The 19,365-nt window shown below is 52.5% G+C and carries 16 protein-coding genes; 12 read left to right on the forward strand and 4 right to left on the reverse strand.

Translation table 11 applies throughout. The features are described 5' to 3' along the window. Positions 1-26 precede the first annotated feature (26 nt). On the forward strand, positions 27-1,052 hold the full coding sequence (locus SNR34_RS04320; protein WP_486181221.1) for a phosphotransferase: 1,026 nt from the start codon (positions 27-29) through the stop codon (positions 1,050-1,052). A 96-nt stretch (positions 1,053-1,148) separates the two neighbouring features. On the opposite strand, the gene SNR34_RS04325 is transcribed toward SNR34_RS04320, so the two are convergent. Then, positions 1,149-2,141: a DUF4003 family protein gene (locus SNR34_RS04325; RefSeq protein WP_486181222.1), complete on the reverse strand. Its 993-nt coding sequence runs from the start codon at positions 2,139-2,141 to the stop codon at positions 1,149-1,151. A gap of 71 nt (positions 2,142-2,212) precedes the next feature. After that, entirely contained in the window at positions 2,213-3,154 is a 942-nt protein-coding gene (locus SNR34_RS04330) for an AraC family transcriptional regulator (protein ID WP_236420663.1), read from the reverse strand. Between the two features lie 231 nt (positions 3,155-3,385). Here SNR34_RS04330 and SNR34_RS04335 point away from each other — a divergent pair, with 231 nt between their 5' ends. The 3 genes from SNR34_RS04335 to SNR34_RS04345 all read left to right on the forward strand — a co-directional run bounded on the left by SNR34_RS04335 (position 3,386) and on the right by SNR34_RS04345 (position 7,441). Beyond that, on the forward strand, positions 3,386-4,408 hold the full coding sequence (locus SNR34_RS04335) for a glycoside hydrolase family 88/105 protein (RefSeq protein ID WP_236420664.1): 1,023 nt from the start codon (positions 3,386-3,388) through the stop codon (positions 4,406-4,408). Between the two features lie 12 nt (positions 4,409-4,420). Next, entirely contained in the window at positions 4,421-6,622 is a 2,202-nt protein-coding gene (gene gnpA / locus SNR34_RS04340; protein ID WP_486181223.1) for a 1,3-beta-galactosyl-N-acetylhexosamine phosphorylase, read from the forward strand. Between the two features lie 87 nt (positions 6,623-6,709). Beyond that, a complete protein-coding gene (locus SNR34_RS04345) occupies positions 6,710-7,441 on the forward strand; it encodes an SMI1/KNR4 family protein (RefSeq protein WP_486181224.1) in 732 nt (243 codons plus the stop codon). A gap of 341 nt (positions 7,442-7,782) precedes the next feature. On the opposite strand, the gene SNR34_RS04350 is transcribed toward SNR34_RS04345, so the two are convergent. Then, a complete protein-coding gene (locus tag SNR34_RS04350; RefSeq protein WP_486181225.1) occupies positions 7,783-8,178 on the reverse strand; it encodes a hypothetical protein in 396 nt (131 codons plus the stop codon). A 569-nt stretch (positions 8,179-8,747) separates the two neighbouring features. Here SNR34_RS04350 and SNR34_RS04355 point away from each other — a divergent pair. The 3 genes from SNR34_RS04355 to SNR34_RS04365 all read left to right on the forward strand — a co-directional run bounded on the left by SNR34_RS04355 (position 8,748) and on the right by SNR34_RS04365 (position 14,087). Beyond that, complete coding sequence (locus SNR34_RS04355; RefSeq protein ID WP_486181226.1) at positions 8,748-10,115, forward strand: amino acid permease; 1,368 nt, start codon at positions 8,748-8,750, stop codon at positions 10,113-10,115. Between the two features lie 382 nt (positions 10,116-10,497). Beyond that, a complete protein-coding gene (locus SNR34_RS04360; protein WP_343262173.1) occupies positions 10,498-11,400 on the forward strand; it encodes an SDR family oxidoreductase in 903 nt (300 codons plus the stop codon). A gap of 308 nt (positions 11,401-11,708) precedes the next feature. Then, complete coding sequence (locus SNR34_RS04365) at positions 11,709-14,087, forward strand: GH36-type glycosyl hydrolase domain-containing protein (RefSeq protein ID WP_486181227.1); 2,379 nt, start codon at positions 11,709-11,711, stop codon at positions 14,085-14,087. An 85-nt stretch (positions 14,088-14,172) separates the two neighbouring features. Here SNR34_RS04365 and SNR34_RS04370 read toward each other — a convergent pair whose 3' ends face one another. Further along, the gene (locus SNR34_RS04370; protein WP_486181228.1) at positions 14,173-14,928 is read right to left on the reverse strand and encodes a GNAT family N-acetyltransferase; all 756 of its coding nucleotides are present in this window, start codon (positions 14,926-14,928) and stop codon (positions 14,173-14,175) included. 185 nt (positions 14,929-15,113) lie between these two features. Here SNR34_RS04370 and SNR34_RS04375 point away from each other — a divergent pair, with 185 nt between their 5' ends. The 5 genes from SNR34_RS04375 to SNR34_RS04395 all read left to right on the forward strand — a co-directional run bounded on the left by SNR34_RS04375 (position 15,114) and on the right by SNR34_RS04395 (position 19,176). After that, positions 15,114-15,770 carry a M48 family metallopeptidase gene (locus tag SNR34_RS04375; RefSeq protein WP_486181229.1) on the forward strand — a complete coding sequence of 219 codons (657 nt, stop codon included), beginning with the start codon at positions 15,114-15,116 and terminating at the stop codon, positions 15,768-15,770. A gap of 86 nt (positions 15,771-15,856) precedes the next feature. Beyond that, positions 15,857-16,243 carry an iron chaperone gene (locus SNR34_RS04380; RefSeq protein ID WP_343262170.1) on the forward strand — a complete coding sequence of 129 codons (387 nt, stop codon included), beginning with the start codon at positions 15,857-15,859 and terminating at the stop codon, positions 16,241-16,243. 55 nt (positions 16,244-16,298) lie between these two features. Beyond that, on the forward strand, positions 16,299-16,832 hold the full coding sequence (locus SNR34_RS04385; RefSeq protein ID WP_486181230.1) for an isochorismatase family protein: 534 nt from the start codon (positions 16,299-16,301) through the stop codon (positions 16,830-16,832). A gap of 171 nt (positions 16,833-17,003) precedes the next feature. Further along, positions 17,004-18,593: a glycosyltransferase family 39 protein gene (locus SNR34_RS04390; RefSeq protein ID WP_486181231.1), complete on the forward strand. Its 1,590-nt coding sequence runs from the start codon at positions 17,004-17,006 to the stop codon at positions 18,591-18,593. After that, complete coding sequence (locus SNR34_RS04395; protein WP_486181232.1) at positions 18,583-19,176, forward strand: hypothetical protein; 594 nt, start codon at positions 18,583-18,585, stop codon at positions 19,174-19,176. Before SNR34_RS04390 ends, SNR34_RS04395 begins: the two co-directional genes overlap by 11 nt. Positions 19,177-19,365: the final 189 nt, after the last annotated feature.

Raw genomic sequence — 19,365 nt, forward strand, 5'->3', positions numbered from 1 at the left:
TGGCCGGTGGGAAGGAGAATTCCAAAATGGTGTATAACGAACCAACGGCTATGCGATCCGTGCTTAGCCCCAAGTATCTGAAACATGTTCTGGACGGACAGTACAGCGTTGGGTGCTGGGATAACTGCACTTTTTGGCTGCGCGGATTAAACGATACGTATCGCGTTCAGACGGAGAAAGGAATATATATCCTCCGCGTATACCGTACCGAAGTGACGGAGGCGGATGTCCAATATGAGCTGTCTGTATTGTCTAACCTGCAATCCATGCTTGCGGCATCGCCGTATGCCGATGTGGCTGAAGCCATAACTAAAACAGACGAGAGCCAGCATACCGTGGTACATGCCCCCGAAGGGCCTCGCGTGGCCGTCTTGTTCCGCTATGTGGACGGGGTGGAGAACGTGCTGCGGGACGAGGCATCTTGTCATGCTTTCGGTCAGTCCGCCGCCGAACTGCACGCAGCGATGGATCGGGTGGAGGCGGAACTGCCGCGATACGATCTGGACCTGCGTTTTCTGATCGACGATCCGCTCGAACGGATCGTGAACTACATCGGGGAGCAGCATGCAGCGGCTGCCTTTCTCCGTGCGTTTGCGGAAGCTTTGAAAGGACGCATCGTCCATGCGGCCAGCCAAGGAGGCGGATTGGACTGGGGGCTGTGCCATGGCGACATGCACGGCAACAATAATGCGTTTCAGCAGGGCGGCAAGTACGTTCATTACGACTTCGAGTGGTCGGCGATGGGATGGCGTGCGTATGACCTTGCCCAGGTGAAAATTCGCAAGCGGCAAGCCGAGGAGGACAAGCCGACGCTCTGGCAGGCGTTCATGGCAGGGTACCGCTCCGTGCGCGATTTCTCTGCGGCAGATGAGCAAGCCGTCGACCTGTTTGCCATTGCCCGCAGATTTTGGGTTATGGGCCTCGATGTGGCATTTATCGAGAGCGACATGGGAGCACTCGACTATGGAGAGGATTGGCTGAACGGCTTCGTGGAGGAATTCCGCAGTACGAATATCGTGCAGGAGCCAGGTCATTCAAACCCGTTGAGCTAAAGCAACAAATAACCAGAAATGCCCCGGGTGCCGTCCCGGGGCATTTCTGGTTTCATATGCTGTCCGAGTTACGGCCTGAACATTGCCGATTCCACATCAGTGGCTGCTGGACGATGCTGCCGCAGCTGCAGCCCCGGCGGCTGCGGCAGCCATGGCGGCCTGCTGCGCGATAAGCATGGTTGTAATGCTGGTCGACAAGCTTGTCGCAAGCACGCCGCTGCGCAGGTCTTCGACATGGTTGACGGCCGCGAGGGCAGCCGAAAACAGCAGCAGTTCCTGCTTAGTGACCGACCAGGGGCCGAACCCTTTCCGCGTGCGCAGCTCGTCAAAGGTCCGGCTTACGTCATCCACCAGCGTATCCTGTTTAACCGGCAGCAGAGAAAGCACGCCTAAGGTAGGCAGCAAATCTCCTTTATCCATCCGCAAGCTGCGCTGGCGGAAAGCGTCTTTCAATTCGAGCAGCCGGGTTCCGGCATGCGCCGAATCTTCGCCAAGCGTCAATACCTGGGTCAGGGCCTGCAGGCCATTGCCGATCGGGAACTCGCGCCGCAGTTCGGCATACAGCTCCTCCATGCGGATCACGGAGGCTTCAGGCTCAAGCTCGGAAAGGGCAAGCATGGCCGCGAAAATGTAATCGTCCTGTCCCGTGAGGAAGGCATGCTCCGCTTTCATCCGGTCGTAGAACGTTTTGGCCCGCCGGATGACGGCATCGAACCGCTCCTTCGGGGCATGTGCGGCAATCTGGTGGGCTGCAATGACCAAATAATCCGACGTTCTGAATTTGATTTCCTTCATCTGGTCGTAGACCGATAACGTATCGGTTAGCCGGGTTTTCTGATCCGGCGCAAGAGAGAGAAACGCGGCTAGCGTTAGCGACGAATTGCCCCTGAATGCCGAGAACAGGCGAGTGCTTTCCTTGATTCGCTCCAGATTGTGCCGGATGGCTTCGCAGTCGGCGGTTTTGTTTTCGGAAGCAAATAACAGGGCAGCCAAGCGATGAAGAATCGCGTTCTGCCATTTGAACTCTTTTTTGATGGCCTGGGTATTGGAAACGAACAGCTCGACTCGCGCCTCATGCTGCTGCTGCATGTGCAGACCTCCATTTCAAGGATGTTGTGTTGTAACCAGTGTAAAGGATATTCGGGTTTCGTACCATGATTTTACACCCAGCCCGTGAATTCCAGAATGGACGCTTTCGCGGATTGCGCCTCGGATTGGGCCCCTTTGCGCCATTGTTTGGGCGATTCGCCCATAAGCTTGGAGAAGCAGCGGTTAAAGCTGGAAATGGAACGAAAGCCGACTTGCTCGGAGATCGACAGAATGGAGGCGTCCGAGCTTTTCAACTGTTTGCACGCCTCTTCGATGCGGGTGCTGTTGAGGAAATCAAGCGGCGCCGTGCCCATGATGTCATGGAATTTTCTGCGGAAATGGGTCGTGCTCAAATGGCAGAGGTCAGCCAGATCGTCGACGGTCATGGGAGACATGTAGTTTTTGGCGATGTGTTCGAGCGCTGGAGTAATGACCAAATCGCCCTTCGGGCGGGATTCCGATTCGTGCTCTGTCCACGGGCCGCTGCTGGAATGGATGCGAAGGAGTTCGATGTACAAGGACAGCAACAAACCGTAGGCGCTCTCCTGGTAGTAGGCATTCCGCTGCTTCAGTTCCTCCACGGCCGAGGTGGCGAGCGCATGGACTTTGGGATATCGGTCTTTGCTCAAAATGCAGTTCGTTCCTTGCACCGCCCACAGATTCGGCTCGAAGTCGCTGTAGGCGTTTTTCAACGAGTGCTTGAAGAGGTCTTCAGGCGAAAAAAAGATGTAGGACCAGAGGCTGGCCATGCCCTGCGAGCTGTACGTCGTATGAGGAAGGTATCTGGGAATGAAGGTGACATCGCCGGCTTGGAAAGGAACGGATTCCCCTTTGATGTCCATGAAGCCGCCATCCGAATAACAGATGCCGATCTCGAGATGGTTATGAAAATGGAGATGCTCGCTTCGGATATCGGAAATCTTCCAGCGTTCCCCGCTTAACAGCAGAACCGGAAAATCGATGGGCAGGCTATAGTGGCGGTATTCGATGACGGGTTTTTTCGGTTTGGGCATGTTCGGCTGCTCCCATGACGTTGATTTGGGTGAATCGTGTGCAAATGAACGTGATGTCAGATGAAACCGTGAAATCAAGATAAATGGTCGAAATTGCGCAGTTTTGTTGCGAATATGCTTAGATGGAGACTATTTTACTGCGTACAATGAAAGAAGTAAAGCGTTTACAAATATGGACGGACAGCTCTCAAGCGCCATTTGAGGGCGTGTGCGCATGAGAGGGGAATCACGATGATTCAATTGAAATATGATCGCGAGCAAATTCTGGGTGTCATCGACAGCGTCGCCAAAAAAACGCTGGCGATGGATTTAACGTGGGAATGGCCATGCGGGGTTGCGTATTACGGCGTATCGAGAGCCTACCAGACGACAGGGAACCAGGAGTATTTGGACAAGCTTGTCCAGTGGACGGACGAATACATCGAGCTGGGATTGCCGAGCTGGACGGTCAATACGTGTGCGATGGGCCACATGCTGATCACGCTGTACGAAGAGACCGGTGACGAAAAGTATTGGAATATCGCGCTGAGCAAAGTGGATTACATCCGCAACCATGCTCTCCGTTTCGGAGACAGCGTGCTGCAGCACACCGTTTCGGTTGCCAACGATTTTCCGGAACAGGCTTGGGCGGACACCTTGTTCATGGCGGCGTTTTTCCTGCTTCGCGTCGGCAGCAAATTGAACGATCAGGACATCATTCAGGATGCCTTGAACCAATATTACTGGCACATCAAATACTTGCAGGACCCGGGCACCGGCTTCTGGTACCATGGCTACAACAACGTGAACAAAGACCACATGTCCGGCTTTTTCTGGGGAAGAGCGAACGCTTGGGGCGCCTACACGATGTCTCAAGTCAAACCGCTGCTGAAGGACTGGTATTTGTATCCGCAATGCATGGACGTGGAGTGTTCGCTGCGGGACCAGCTGGCCGCCCTGAAGACGGTTCAGACGGAGAACGGGTTGTGGCGCACCGTATTGGATGACGAAGAATCCTACGAAGAAGTATCCGCTTCTTGCGGCATCGCGGCTGCGATGATCAACAACGGCAATCCATTGCATACGAAGTACGTGCAAAAGGCGCTGGAAGGCATTTTGAACAACATTACCGAAGACGGCCGCGTACTGGGCGTATCGGGCGGAACGGCCGTAATGAAAGACCGGGAAGGCTATCGCAACATTCCGAAAGACTGGATTCAGGGCTGGGGACAGGGCCTGGCACTCGCATTTTTGTCCGACATGCTGAGAAAATAGGAGGGGTTCGCGATGTCCAAGCCGACCAAAGGGGCCTTTACGCTGCCGGGAGAATCCGGTTACGAGGCGCTGACGCTGGAATTGGCCGAACGCTGGGGCGCCGATGTCATTCGCGACAGCGACGGCACGCAATTGTCCGATGAAATCATCAACGCCGGATACGGCATTTATTCGACGATCTGCATCATCAGGGATCATAACGAATGGGCCTCCCGCCATTTGGATAAGCTGCAGCAATGTTTCTTGATCACACATCCGAAGGTAGCTGTTCAGGATTACTTATCGATTTATATCATGGAGGATTTTTTCGTTGAGCAATTCAGGGTGAACGACTCCAAAGAGGCGTTTAAGTACTGGCAGGTCTATGACCGAACAACGGGTCAGGAGGTGCCGCGAGAACAGTGGAATTACGAGCGTGAATCCGGAAACGTCGTGCTTACCGGCATTGTGCCTTGGCATAAATATACGGTCAGTTTCATGGCATACCGGATCTGGGAAGAAATTTCGATGTACAATCACACGACGAACGATTGGGACAAAGAGCATTTAATGCAGATCGATCCGATCTATCCCGAAACGCAGGCATATTTGCTGAAATGGATGGAGGATTGGTGCGTGCAGCATCCGGAAACGACGGTTGTGCGGTTCACCTCCCTGTTCTATAATTTCGTCTGGATTTGGGGCAGCAATGAGCGCAACCGCCATTTGTTTACGGATTGGGGCTCGTACGATTATACGGTAAGCTCCAGGGCGCTGGATTTGTTTGCCCAACAATACGGGTATGCGATGACGGCCGAGGATTTCGTCAACGGCGGCAAATACCGCGTCAGCCATATTCCGGCCGAACGGCGCAAGCTGGACTGGATGGCGTTCATCAACGATTTCGTGATCGGCTTCAGCAAACAATTGATCGACATCGTGCATAAACACGGCAAGCTGGCGTACGTTTTCTACGATGACAGCTGGGTCGGCATGGAGCCGTACAACGATCGTTTCGAGGAGTTTGGCTTCGACGGCATGATCAAATGTGTGTTCTCGGGGTACGAGGCAAGGATGTGTTCGGGCGTTAAGGTGGATACGCATGAAATCCGTCTGCATCCGTACTTGTTCCCTGTTGGTCTGGGCGGGCTCCCGACCTTCAAGGAGGGAGGCAATCCAACGCTGGACGCCAAGAAATATTGGATTCAAATCCGGCGTGCCTTGCTCAGGGAACCCATCGACCGGATCGGACTGGGCGGATATTTGCATCTGGTGGAGCCTTACCCGGACTTTTGCGATTATATCGAGAAGATTGCCGACGAATTCCGGGAAATCAAAGCGCTGCATCGTCAAGGCAAACCTTATCGGATCCAAACGAAGGTTGCCGTACTGCATAGCTGGGGCAAGCTGAGATCATGGACGTTGTCCGGCCATTTCCATGAAACGTACATGCATGATTTGATTCACGTCAATGAGGCATTGGCGGGACTGCCGGTGGACGTGCAGTTCATCGATTTCGAGGATATCCGCCAGGGTGCGCTGGAGCATTGCGATGTCGTGATCAATGCGGGTACGGCCGGTTCGGCATGGAGCGGCGGAGAGCATTGGAAGGACAACAAGGTAGTCGATTTGCTGACGAAATGGGTGCATGGAGGCGGCACGTTTATCGGCATCAACCAGCCTTCGGCGGTGGAAGGGTACGATACCTTTTTCCGGATGGCACATGTGCTCGGTGTGGATGAGGATACGGGGGCCAGGGTAGCTCACGGAAGATGGACGTACGAGGTAGGCGACGAGCAAGGTTTGGTTCCTGAAGGAGCTCATATCGCACCGAAAAACAACATCTATCTTACCGACGGATCGGCGTCGGTCATCCATGAAACGAACGGTAAAATTGCGCTGTCCACGCATGCTTTCGGTAAAGGTAAAGGGATCTACCTGTCTTCGTTTGAATTCGGCTGGGAAAACGCAAACATGCTCTTCAACATCATTCGCCATGCCGGCAATGAGCCCATCGAGACGAAATATATGACGGATAACGTTTACACAGAATGCGCCTACTATCCGGACAGCAGCATCCTGGTGGTCATCAACAACAGCGACCAGATTCAACAAACGACCGTGGATACCGAGCATGGCTCACAGACGGTGAAATTGGAACCGTACGATACCCTGATCACCCGGTTGACGGACAACATGGTTGGTGTGGGAAAGGGAACGGACTCGCGGTTATAATAGAAAAGAGGCTCAAGCTTAAGGCTTTCTGCCACGGCTTGGGTTCTTTTTGCTATGATGGCGATTTAATCCGTTGGGGGGATGAACTTGAAGGCGGCATTCGACGTATTGAACCGTGTGCTGGAAGGACACGTAGGTGCGGATGATTTCATTTCGGAGCAAGATCTATGCGAGCAGGAGCAGCGTTTGGGCATCCGGTTTCCGGACGTTCTGCGAGAATACTATAAAAGATTCGGGAACTGTCGATACATTACGCAGCATTGCAACAATCAGTATGAGCCAATGAGACTGCAGGAGACGTTTGTGCCAGGTCCCGATTTCTTTACGACGGACAAAGCGTTCCTGGTGTTCTATCAATGCGAGGAATCGGTGATCTACTGCGGTATCCGCTTAAGCGATGTATCCATGGAAGACCCGCCCGTGTATCTCTGCGCTTGGAACAATCCCGACTGGTCGCGGGAGAACGAATCATTGTCCAACTTTTTGGTGAGCAAAGCACTCGTACAGATGGCCGCGGAGGACAGATTGCCCTTTTGGGTTATTTTCGATGAAAACATGTGGCGGTTATCGGATTACCTAAGCTGCTGGGAGATGGAGGGTGACGCATGCGAAATCAAAGAGACGTCATCCGTGCAGGCGTGGCGTATCTTCTATAGAAATCATGTCATCGTTCTGTTTGAAATGTCCCTTGGGGATGACGATGAGGAACTGTTGGCCGTGTATCTGGCATCGTTCGATCGGGAAAATATAGCTCGCATGGTGGACACGACCGGGCGGGCTCAAACGCTGCCTGAATACCGGAGCAATATCGTCGTATAGTGGAGTAATGTATTGCGGAATTTCGACGGAGGATCGCGGCTGAGTTGAGCTGGATGTAGTATATTTCGTCTCGGGAACATAGGAACCAGGAATGTGTATCATGTGTAACGAACATGAGCAGCCTTATTTGGAGGGAAATTCTCGAATACGGAGGCGAACGAACCGTGAGCACGCTATTTTGCAGCAATGGCATGTGTATGGCTCAATGGGCGGCGTTTAGCTTGCCTGATGTTCGTTAGTCCTCCATATTTGGCGAAATCATGCAATATAACGTGTCTGAGATTCGTTAGGCGAGAGACGTAAACTTGCCATGGGGGAAGGTACAGCCCCGCTAGCTCGGATCAATTGAATGTAATCGTGTAGGATACCGAAGGATATGCGGCTTCCGAACCAGGCACGCGTTCAACCACGGTGATCAATGTTCCCGGTTCATAATAGCCGGAGCCGGTGTTGTAACTGGTACTGCTTATGACGACCGTACCAAGGTCCAGGGTGGTATTGTTGTAGCTCCAGTAGTAATGCAGTCGAAGCGTGTTTGGCGCGGACGTCGTTACTTTTACGCTTGTGCCGGACGTTTTGGCATTAGGGAGTATGTAGGCATACCCTTGGCCGGCGGTAAGTGTATTGGAGTAGCTGCCTCCGTAACTGACAATGGCAGGGTTGGCTGATGCGGTCAGACTGAACATTAGCGACATGCCCATAAACAAGGCAAACAATGCGGTGCTCCACTTTTTCATCAAACGCTCATCCTCTCCAAATAAGTGTTTCAAGTTTAACCAGGTGTAAACCAAAAACCTTTTCGAAACGGATCGGAGCAGCCTCCTTTTTTCGTTTTGTGATAGCGCTGACATGTTGACGTCTATAATATATACCATAAAATTACAGCTGTAAACAGGAAATGCGAACAGCAGAAAAAGACCGCGATTTGCGGTCGGGTTATGGTAAATCTCGTTAAATTTGCATTACAAAATGAGCATTACCATATGTATTGCGGCCACTCCCCCCCAATGGATATACAATCGATCTGGAGAATACGTTTTTGAATTCATTGTGGGCATGCCCATTGGCTGACCTCGATCGGCTCGAACAAATGCGATATTTCATATGAAATGAGACTGTATTAGGTTCCAAACATTGGGAATGATTGTGGAAAGGAGGGGGGGCATGTACGCTTCCTCACATTCCTTGTTGTATTTCTCCGGCACATCTCGTACAATTTGGTGGAGCAATTCTGCATTGCGTTAAAACATAATAATGAGAAAGAACATTACACCAAGAAAATGCACAAGAGAAGGGGAGTTTCGTTTTGGAATCGAAGGAGCTTTCACGCGGGCTGAAGCCCCGGCATGTGGAGCTGATCGCGCTGGGCGGCACGATTGGCGTTGGATTGTTCATGGGATCGGCGAGCACGATCAAGTGGGCAGGTCCTTCCGTGCTGCTGGCCTATTTGCTGGCCGGAATTATTATCTTTTTTGTTATGCGCATCATGGGGGAAATGCTGATCCAGGAGCCTGTGACAGGTTCGTTCGCCACATTCGCCCATAAATATATCGGACCGCTCGCCGGATTCCTGACGGCCTGGAGTTACTGGTTCCTGTGGGTTACCGTCGGCATGGCCGAAGTAACGGCGATCGGCATCTACGTCGGGTATTGGTTCCCGGACATCCCGCAGTGGATTCCCGCGCTGGCCGGCGTGCTGATCATTGCGGCGGCCAACCTGGCGGCGGTGAAATTTTACGGAGAGTTCGAATTTTGGTTTGCGTTGATCAAGGTGGCAGCCATTTTGTTCATGATCGTGATCGGCACCGGGCTGATCTTCTTCGGCTGGGGAAACGGCGGAGAACCGATCGGCCTGTCGAACCTGGTCAGCCATGGCGGGTTTTTCCCGGGCGGGCTGAAAGGGTTCTTGTTTGCGCTATGCATCGTGACGGCGGCGTATCAGGGCGTTGAGATGGTCGGCATTACGGCAGGCGAAGCGGAGAATCCGAAGCATACGCTGCGCAAAGCGATCAAAAACATCGTATGGCGCATCCTGATTTTCTACGTGGGCGCCATCTTCGTCATCGTGACGCTGTACCCGTGGAACGAGGTCGGACAGACGGGCAGCCCGTTCGTGTTGACCTTTGCCAAGGTCGGGATCGTGGCTGCCGCAGGCATTATCAACTTCGTGGTGCTTACCGCGGCCATGTCGGGCTGCAACAGCGGCATTTACAGTGCGGGACGCATGCTCTACACGCTGGCGGAGAACGGTCAGGCACCGGCTTTTTTCAAAAAGCTGTCGAAAGGCGGCGTGCCGCGCAACAGCATCATCGTCACGATATCCCTGCTGCTGATCGGCGTGGTGCTGAATTATTTGATGCCGGACTCCAAGCTGTTCCTGTACATCTATAGCGCGAGCGTTCTGCCTGGCATGATGCCATGGTTCGCGCTGGCGATCAGCCAGTTTGGGTTCCGCAAGCGGTGGGGAAAGGACCTCAAAGAGCATAACTTCAAATCGAAGTGGTTTCCGATCAGCAACTACATCATCATCGTGTATTTGGTGCTTGTCATCATCGGCATGGCGTTTAATCCGGATACGCGCGTTTCGTTGCTCGTCGGTGCCGTCTTTATCGCCATTGTATTTGTAGGGTATTTTGCGTTCGGCCTGGGCCGGAAAGGGCAAGACCGCTCTTAGAATGTTCAACGTCAGGGGCATTTCTATCGTCTCGCGGCAATGAGCGGGCCTCGCGTATGTCGCAATGCATAACCGCAACCGTATAAGCATTCCTCGAATGCACCTTTGGGAACCTCTTCGGGCCCAGGTGCCCTTCCGGGAATGCTTTTTTTCGTTCCAATGACATGTTGAAGGACTCACCTAAGTTCCAATGATGCTAACTCCGCAGCTGTGGATACTTGGCAGCGACTTGCTCTAGGATCATAGGACATAGGAAATGCTCCCCGAAGGGTTTAGATTTTTCGGATCAAGGTTACAAAAGGAGAGAGTGAGAGCCTTGGAAACGTCACATTGGAAAAAGACCCCGAATACGAACACGTTATCAGTTTAGGAGGAATGGATCATGGCGAATCAGGATCAGTATACGATGCAGGACCCGACTACCCAGTATCCGAAGGCGACGAAAGAATGGAAGCAGCAGCAGGATGAACCCGGACTGCAGCGGGAGATGACGCCGATCCCCGATTGCGGGGAGAAAAGCTACCGGGGCAGCGGACGCTTGACAGGACGCAAGGCCGTCGTAACGGGAGCGGACAGCGGGATCGGCCGTGCGGCGGCCATTGCGTTTGCGCGGGAAGGAGCGGACGTGCTGTTGTCCTATCTTCCGGAAGAAGAGGCCGACGCCAAAGAAGTCGTTGCCTTGATCGAGGAAGCAGGGCGCAAGGCCATCGCGATGCCGGGCGACCTGAAGAACGAGGCTTACTGCGAGCAATTGATCGAAGCTGCGGTGGAGAAGCTGGGAGGCATCGATATTTTGGCCAATGTAGCCGGCAAACAGCAGTACGTGGAGCAGATCGCCGACCTGACGACGGAGCAGTTTGACGCGACGTTCAAAACGAACGTGTACTCCATGTTCTGGCTCTGCAAAGCCGCGGTCAAACATATGAAGCCGGGCAGCTCCATCATCAATACGTCTTCCATCCAGGCCTACAAACCGTCGCCGATCCTGCTGGACTATGCGACAACCAAGGCGGCGATCAATACGTTCAGCAAGGCGCTCGCCCAGCAGGTCGGCAGCAAGGGCATCCGCGTCAACGTGGTTGCGCCTGGGCCCGTCTGGACGCCGCTTCAGGTGGTCGGCGGTCAGCCGGTCGAGAAGCTTGCCGAGTTCGGTTCCAACACGCCGCTTGGCCGTGCGGGCCAGCCCGCCGAAATGGCACCCGCATTCGTATTTCTGGCGAGCCAGGAGTCCAGTTACGTCAGCGGCGAAACGCTGAACGCCAACGGCGGAACGGTAAGTCCTTAAGGCCGTTCTCCCCAAGCGACGCATGAAAATGAATCGGGTTCACCACAACTCCCCTCTACCGTAAAGGCAGAAGGGAGTTTTTGGTTGCGTCCGTATGCATGTCCAACAATCAAGGTTCAAGAACAACGGATTTCCTTGGTCGGCAATGGATTTTGTTTTTTTATAGGTGACTGTAAGCGTTAACGTGTTATAATGGACTATAGTTGTATACAAGTATTCTGAGTGAATTCTAAAACGTTTTCCGCCAGTCCTTGTTTATTTCCGTCTGAATCCGTTCATCTTATCCAAGCCGAAAGAGAGGAATTTCCATGATCAGACCATCGGAAGACCAGCAATATTACGAGTTGACCAGCCCAACGAGCCTGCCCAAAGCTTCGGGATTTTTGTGGAACGAAAAAATGATGATCCACATGAATTGCCGTGGGTACGCCGTAGCGCAATTCATGCAGCCGGAACCGGCCAAATATTCGCATGCGCCGAACCTGGAGGCCAAGACGTTCATGCAGCCGGAACAGCCGTATTATGCCCATCATCCGGGACGGTTCGTGTACGTAAAAGATGAAGTAAGCGGGGGCGTCTTTTCGGCACCGTATGAACCTGTGCGCAAACAGGCGGACAAATATGTCTTTTCCATCGGCAAGCATGATCTGCGTTGGCAAGTTGTAAGCGGTGACATCGAAGTGGAGATGGTTTTGACGCTGCCGAAGGCGGAGGCGATGGAGCTGTGGAGCGTGAAAGTGAAGAACCTGTCGTCCACGACGCGTAAGTTAAGCGTTTATCCGTATTTTACGGTGGGGTACATGTCCTGGATGAACCAGTCTGGCGAATATGCGGAGTCGCTGCAAGGCATCGTGTGTTCCTCGGTGACGCCATACCAGAAATACCAGGATTACGACAAAATCAAAACCTTTGCAGACAAAACCTTTTTGCTCGCAGATGAGCGGCCTGTTGCGTGGGAAGTTAACCAGGAAGCTTTTGAGGGCGAGGGTGGACTCCATGCCCCGTCCGCTCTTGAGGCCGACACGCTGGCTTGCGGAGACGCAAGATATGAGACGCCGACATGTGCCCTACAGTATCGACTGGAACTCGAAGCCGGGGCAGAGAAGGCGCATCGTTTCATCTTTGGCGCCGCCCACAATGAACAGGAGATTGGGCAGATTCGTCAGAAGTACTTTGTGGATGTAAACGGTCAAGGGATGAACGGTTTTGCTGCGGCCGGGCTGGAATATGCCGCCTATGTTGCGGAAGGTCAGGGAAATATCGAGATTAAGACACCCGATGAAGGGTTGAACAACTTCGTTAACCACTGGTTGCCGCGCCAGATGTACTATCACGGCCAGACGAACCGTTTGACGACAGATCCCCAAACCCGGAATTATCTGCAAGACAATATGGGCATGAGCTATATTCAGCCAAGCGTTGCGCGAGGGGCGTTTCTTACGGCACTTGAGCAGCAGAATGTCAGCGGCGCAATGCCTGACGGCATTATTTTGCACCCGGACGCCGAACTCAAATATATCAATCAGGTACCGCATACGGATCATTGCATCTGGCTGCCGGTATGCATGAGCACGTATCTGGATGAGACCAACGATTATGGCATTTTGGATGAACAGGTCGGGTTTGCGGACAGCGAAGAGACGGCCACCGTTCTTGAACATATGCATCGTGCCATGCGTTGGCTAATTCAGGATCGCGACGACCGGGGACTGAACTACATCAACCAGGGCGACTGGTGCGATCCGATGAATATGGTCGGGTACAAAGGCAAAGGCGTATCCGGCTGGCTTACCATCGCTACGGCGTATGCGTTCAAGGTGTGGGCAGACATTTGCGAACAGGCAGGGCATGCGGAAGCAGCAGCCGAATTCCGGGAGGAAGCGGACAGAACCAACGAAATTGCCAATACGTATCTGTGGGACGGCAACTGGTATGCACGGGGGATTACCGACGACAACGTCGTATTCGGCATCAGCAAAGACAAGGAAGGGCGCATCTTCATCAACCCGCAAGGTTGGGCCCTGATGAGCGGCGCGGCCGATCCGGACAAACGGGAGAAGCTGATTCGCGCCGTGGAGGAACAATTGGAAACGCCATACGGCGTGGAAAAGCTGGCACCCTCCTTCACGGCGATGCGCGAGGATGTTGGACGCGTGACCCAGAAACATCCGGGCAGCGCGGAGAACGGGGCCGTATACAACCATGCTGCGGCTTTCTACATTTATGCGTTGTATCTGGTCGGGGAGAAGGAGAACGCCTATCGTTTGCTGCGCAAAATGATTCCCGGTCCGGACCTGGACGATATCGTTCAACGGGGACAACTGCCTGTATTTATCCCGAACTATTACCGCGGTGCCTATCGCCAATTCCCGCGTACGGCAGGCCGGTCCAGCCATTTGTTCAACACGGGAACCGTCCCGTGGGTATACCGCTGCCTGATCGACGGGCTGTTCGGTTTGCAAGGCCATGCAGAAGGTCTGCAATTGCGCCCGCAATTGCCGGCGGACTGGAACGAGGTTTTCGTGACGCGCAAGTTCCGCGGAGCGGTGCTGGAGGTGCAGATGAAGCGAAGCGAGAGTGTTCGCGAGCGGCAAGTATATGTGAACGGTAAGCCGATTGAAGGAGACGTGATCCGGAGTATTCAGGCCGGTGCCTCGTATGAAGTGTTGGTCAAGCTTCCGTTGTAAAAGTAAACGACCGAGCAGTCACGTTTTTTAGTACCTAGTGCCTTCCTACTATGATAAGGGAGGCACTTTTTTGGCATTACTCACTCTAAAGCTTCATCCGATACCAATAACGGTAGATCTCCTCGTATCCCAGCTTTTCGTATAACCGCCATGCCGGCGCGTTGTTCACAACGACCGCGAGGTAACTGAACTCGGCTCCTTGGGCTTTGCCCCAGTGAAGCAGGTGCAGGATCAACTGCTCAGCCAGCCCTTGATTTCTGTGCTGTTTATCTGTCACGATATCATACAATCCGATATAACCGCGTTCGACGACTCCCAAGCCGCAGGCAACCACTTGATCGTTCACCAAAAGAGAGATGTACCCCGTCGTCGTGCGGATATTCGAGAGCATGCGTGTCATCGTAGAACCTTTTTTCTCATCAACCGAATTGATTCTGCAAAAGGAATTCAGCCACGAATTTGTCGCATAAGTATCGATCCGTACATCAGAGTGCTGTGGCGTCTTGAGTCCGTCCAGGCTGCGAGTTTGAATGCTGGTCAGGTCCAATACGGAATACCCGTTTTCATCCAAAATGTTATCCAGATTTTCAGGATGAATAAATGGGGTGATTTTAAAGACGGTGGGTAACCCATTACGCTCGTACAATTGCTCACATGTTTTTATTTTTTCATGGATGTCGAGCGTGGAGGTGTATATGGGCTGTATGGAGTTGGCGCGTTTGGTGCATCCGTCCGCAAAGCGAAGCACCCATCCGTCAACAAACAGGGTGGACAAGGAAGGCCAGTGGCCAAGGGACAATTCCTCGATCATTTTGTGGGATGATGCGGCAGCGGGAAACATGGGATAGGCATACCTCCTGTTTTATAATGATAAATATACTAGTAAATAATAATACATATTATTGCATAAAAATTCAATTATGTGTACAAGCAGCTTTGAGTGCGAGGGCACGCGATATGAGGTACAATCAGGGTAGTCAGTACAGCGATGTGAACGGCATATTATGAACAGAAGTGGAGAAAACGATGTTTACGATTGAAGTGAAGGGCCAACTCATTCAGTGCCATCTGGAACTGGGCAAACGCAAAAAGGTATCCATCAGCCTGGACCTGCCCTACATGGTGACGATCAAGGCACCCAATGGCATCACGGAAGAGAGGATCGGAGAACTCGTGCGGCAGCACGGGGATGTCATTTTGCAGCGATCGGCCTTGATGCAGGAAGCGCTGGACGGACCGCAGCCTCGGACCTATCAGGACGAAGGAACGTTTATGTGGCTTGGCAAGGAGCATGCCTTGCATGAACTCATTGATGTGGAAGGTTTGGAAGAGGACGAGCTGCGGGTGCGTTTGAAAAAGTTTTATTTTGCCGAATGTAAACGGGTCATTGGGGAACGCATCGGTGCGTTTCAACAGGCGCTGAGGGTAAAGCCGAAGTCCATGGATATCGTGGAGTCGGCCACCAAATGGGGGAGCTGTAGTTGGGACAAAAAACTCACCTTTAACTATCGGCTTGCTATGGCTCCTGTAGACGTCATCGATTATGTCATCATCCATGAGCTGTGCCATATTCATCACATGAATCATGACCGTTCCTTTTGGCGGCTGGTAGGCAGCATAATGCCCGATTACGAGGAGAAGGAAGCGTATTTGCGAAGAAAAGGCCAGGCAATGACGCTCTAACAAACGGTATGATTGCATGGTGGAGCATCCAGTGATAAATGACCTAAGTTTGATCCAATCACACTTTGTTAAGGAGGCACAGGCACATGACAGGGAAAAATCCAACCTCGGTTGAAGTCGACGAATATATTGCGGGATTCCCGCCAGAAGTGAAGGCCAAATTACAAATGATGCGTGAGCTGATCCGGGAGATTGCCCCGCAGGCGGAAGAGAAAATAAGCTACAAAATGCCGACGTATGCCCTGCATGGCAATCTGGTTCATTTTGCCGGATACGCGAAACATATTGGATTCTACCCTGCGCCGAGCGGGATTGAAGAATTCAAACAGGAGTTGTCGGCCTATAAAGGGGCCAAAGGCTCCGTGCAATTCCCGTTGGATCAACCATTGCCGGAAGCGCTGATCCGCCGCATCGTGGCGTTCCGGGTGAAGGAAAACGAAGAGAAGGCCCGGCAGAAGAAGCAGGGCAAGTAGTCGTCAAACAGACAGGTTGAGGATGGACAAGCAGTTGCATAAAGGGGCTGGGAGCATGAACAAAGCGTTGATCGTGCTGGATGTGCAGGCAGGCATCGTATCGCAGAGGGACGTGACAGGTACAATCCATGCCATAGAAAGCGTCATTCGCGATTTCGAAGCGAGAAACGAGCCGATGGTCTTCATCCGGCATCTGGACTACGATCAAGAGGAATCGCCGTTGTTCCATACTAAAGTGGACAATCTGAGGTTTGTGGTGGATTCGGGACGACATCAGGTCCTGGATAAAAGCAAACCAAATGCATTCAGCAATCCTGCGCTCAAATCCTGGTTGCAGAATCATCAGGTGGAGCACATCTTTATCATTGGGTTCAACACGGAATATTGCTGTTTGTTTACGGCTATTGCGGCCGAGCATGAGGGTTTCAAGGTTACGCTGATCGAAGATGCGACAGGTACGGTAAATACGGCGGAGACGTATGAAATGCCGGGGCTCGACATTCAGGATTTCATCGGCTCGGTTCTGAATTGGTCCGGCTGCATCGAGGTTTTGTATGTAGACGAGTACCGAGAGTTGTACTCCAAATAATATCCGTTACATCAGGAATCGTTGGATCGGATCACTGGATAAAGACGAAATCCAGACTGCCTTCTTTCGTTGCGAAGGTGGTCTATTTGTGCATGACGCCGATTCAGCGATTTTTCAGCTTGAGCCCTTATAATACGTACCGAAATCCTGCATTCGAAAAGGAGTTTTGGCATGGCTAAGGTGATCCATAAGGGGCTCTATCTGATTCTTGCTTTGTTTGTCGGACTGTTTGTCGCATCAACCTTTGTCGTTCGGGCGCAATACAATTATGCCGCGTACGGGGATAATCCGATTCTGGGATCGCAGCAATGGGGCATTTTCATCCCGCTCCTCATCGTGCTGTTGGCCGCCAGTGTAATCCTGTACCGACTGTGTCTGAAGCTGAACCGGTTTCGTCCTGTAGTCGTTATTCCTGTCGTGCTGCTGGCGTCCTTCGCCGTTCAGACCGCGATCATTTTTTGGTTTCCGCGCGTGCCGACGGACGATTCGCAGACGGTGCTTTCGCTGGCGATGGACATGCTGTATGACCAGGACTATTCCTCGTTTGATACGACCGGTTATCTGCACATGTTTCCGTTCAACTATTCGATCGTATTGATTTTGAAAACCTTGCTGTACCTATTTCCGGATAACTATCTGGTCATCAAGCTGTTTAACATTTTGTGCACGCTCGTAACGACGTTAATGATCTATCTCATCTATAAACAACTCCATGCCAAATCGGGCGGGCGCGATTACGGGGTTCTTGTCCTGGCAGCAACTTACCTGCCTGCCTTATTTATGAACAACTTGATCTATAACGATGTCATTGCCACGGCGCTGCTTACGTCGAGCCTGTACTTCCTGATCCGGTTCCTGAAGGAGAAAACGTACAAGTGGGTCGTCGCTGCCGCCATCTTGTTGGCCCTTGGCAACGACCTGCGCAGCATCGGCGCGATTGTGTTGATCGCGGCAATCCTTTGTATTCTTTTAAATATCAGGAGCCTTGGCTTCAAAAAAATGATGATTTCCATCGGCGTGCTCGCGCTTTTATTTAATGTCCCGGGGTGGACGCAGAAATGGGCACTGCAATCCGTCGTGGATGAGCCTGTCGGCGAAAACGCCGCGCCCGTCTATATGTGGTTGAACATGGGGATTAACCTGGAGCGCTTCGGGTTCTGGGATAACCGGGAAAGCTACGCCATCTACCAGAGAGAGGCGAATTATAACAAAGCCGAGAGTACGGAGTTGTTCAAGCAGGAGATCGGACGAAAGCTGTCGGAAGCCAGCGCGGGCGACCTCGTGAGGATGTATACGAAAAAACTCATTTGGACCTGGACCGAAGGAACTTACCAAATGGATCGGTACGGCATCGGCAATGGCAGTTCGTTTGGCATGGGCAGAGGTGGGGGCGGAATCGACGGTTCCTATAGTTATGCCACTGCCGCCACGGATTGGTTCCAAGGGGATTCGGCACCTCGAACCGGCATTTTGTGGGTGGTATACACCATGAACGTGCTGATTTATGTTTTCGTGCTCGTCCGGTTAATCGGCGGAATTCGGGCCAAGAGATATGACGAGGTTTCGTTGATATTGGTTATTCTCGGGTTTATCGGATTTTATTTGCTCTGGGAAATCAAATCGAGGTATCTTTTTCCGGTGTACCCGCTGCTGCTCGTGCTTGCTTATATGGGATTCAAAGATGCGCATGACTCGATATTCCGAAGAAAACTTGGCGGGGAACGCATTTCCCTCGGAAAAGGTGATTCATATGCGAAGTAAAGCACTGTTCACATTGTTGATATCGGCCCTTATCGGCTGTTCCGTCCTGCTCACGGCTTGCGATGCCATCACGGCCCAGAATATTGAGAGAACCGGCGCTCCCGGTCAGGGAATGAACGGATTTCCCGGCATGAATGGCGGGGGTGGCATAGATGGTGGCGGCCAAGGCATGAGCAGAGGCGGCCGCATGGACGGCGGCGGAACGAATGGCCGAAACGGCGGTGGTGCCGAAGCGATGCAAGGCATGATGGATGCCGACGTTACGGGTCGGATCGTCTCCATAGAGGGTGGCACGATTACGGTGGATCTGTTGGAACAGGAGCAAACGGATGCGACGTCCAATCAAGGGCGACAATGGAATCCGGCAGACGGAAATACAGGGCTGAAAGAAACCGGTGTAGAAATGAAAATCAGCGTCGGGGCCGACGTTCAGATCAGTCGGGGGATGACCATGGGCGGTCCGAATAACCGATCCGACTCCAGTGACGACATGTCATTGTCCGACCTGAAAACAGGCGATGTCATTCGTTTATGGTACAAGGACAACACCGAAACGGCAGCACGAATCGTTGTTCAATCCTAGGTTGAGGTAATGGCCATTGCCATATCGATAACTTGTGGATTATTATGGAAGTAACTTTGTTTCCCGAAGGGAGTGAGCGTCATGAAACGACGGGCTAAGATGATGCCGAAAGCGACTACAATTAAGGTGATCGTGAACTGAATAGATGCGGTGGACCGACGAGGACAGAACGAAGTGAAAGCTGCTTCG

The sequence above is a fragment of the Paenibacillus sp. XP01 genome (assembly GCF_057364885.1).

Excerpts from the sequence above, each read along its gene's own strand:
- gnpA (WP_486181223.1), top strand. The coding sequence starts at position 4,421 with ATGTCCAAGCCGACCAAAGGGGCCTTTACGCTGCCGGGAGAATCCGGT.
- SNR34_RS04330 (WP_236420663.1), bottom strand. The coding sequence starts at position 3,154 with ATGCCCAAACCGAAAAAACCCGTCATCGAATACCGCCACTATAGCCTG.
- SNR34_RS04385 (WP_486181230.1), top strand. The coding sequence starts at position 16,299 with ATGAACAAAGCGTTGATCGTGCTGGATGTGCAGGCAGGCATCGTATCG.
- SNR34_RS04375 (WP_486181229.1), top strand. The coding sequence starts at position 15,114 with ATGTTTACGATTGAAGTGAAGGGCCAACTCATTCAGTGCCATCTGGAA.
- SNR34_RS04335 (WP_236420664.1), top strand. The coding sequence starts at position 3,386 with ATGATTCAATTGAAATATGATCGCGAGCAAATTCTGGGTGTCATCGAC.
- SNR34_RS04390 (WP_486181231.1), top strand. The coding sequence starts at position 17,004 with ATGGCTAAGGTGATCCATAAGGGGCTCTATCTGATTCTTGCTTTGTTT.
- SNR34_RS04365 (WP_486181227.1), top strand. The coding sequence starts at position 11,709 with ATGATCAGACCATCGGAAGACCAGCAATATTACGAGTTGACCAGCCCA.
- SNR34_RS04350 (WP_486181225.1), bottom strand. The coding sequence starts at position 8,178 with ATGAAAAAGTGGAGCACCGCATTGTTTGCCTTGTTTATGGGCATGTCG.
- SNR34_RS04395 (WP_486181232.1), top strand. The coding sequence starts at position 18,583 with ATGCGAAGTAAAGCACTGTTCACATTGTTGATATCGGCCCTTATCGGC.
- SNR34_RS04380 (WP_343262170.1), top strand. The coding sequence starts at position 15,857 with ATGACAGGGAAAAATCCAACCTCGGTTGAAGTCGACGAATATATTGCG.
- SNR34_RS04360 (WP_343262173.1), top strand. The coding sequence starts at position 10,498 with ATGGCGAATCAGGATCAGTATACGATGCAGGACCCGACTACCCAGTAT.
- SNR34_RS04370 (WP_486181228.1), bottom strand. The coding sequence starts at position 14,928 with ATGTTTCCCGCTGCCGCATCATCCCACAAAATGATCGAGGAATTGTCC.
- SNR34_RS04325 (WP_486181222.1), bottom strand. The coding sequence starts at position 2,141 with ATGCAGCAGCAGCATGAGGCGCGAGTCGAGCTGTTCGTTTCCAATACC.
- SNR34_RS04320 (WP_486181221.1), top strand. The coding sequence starts at position 27 with ATGGTGTATAACGAACCAACGGCTATGCGATCCGTGCTTAGCCCCAAG.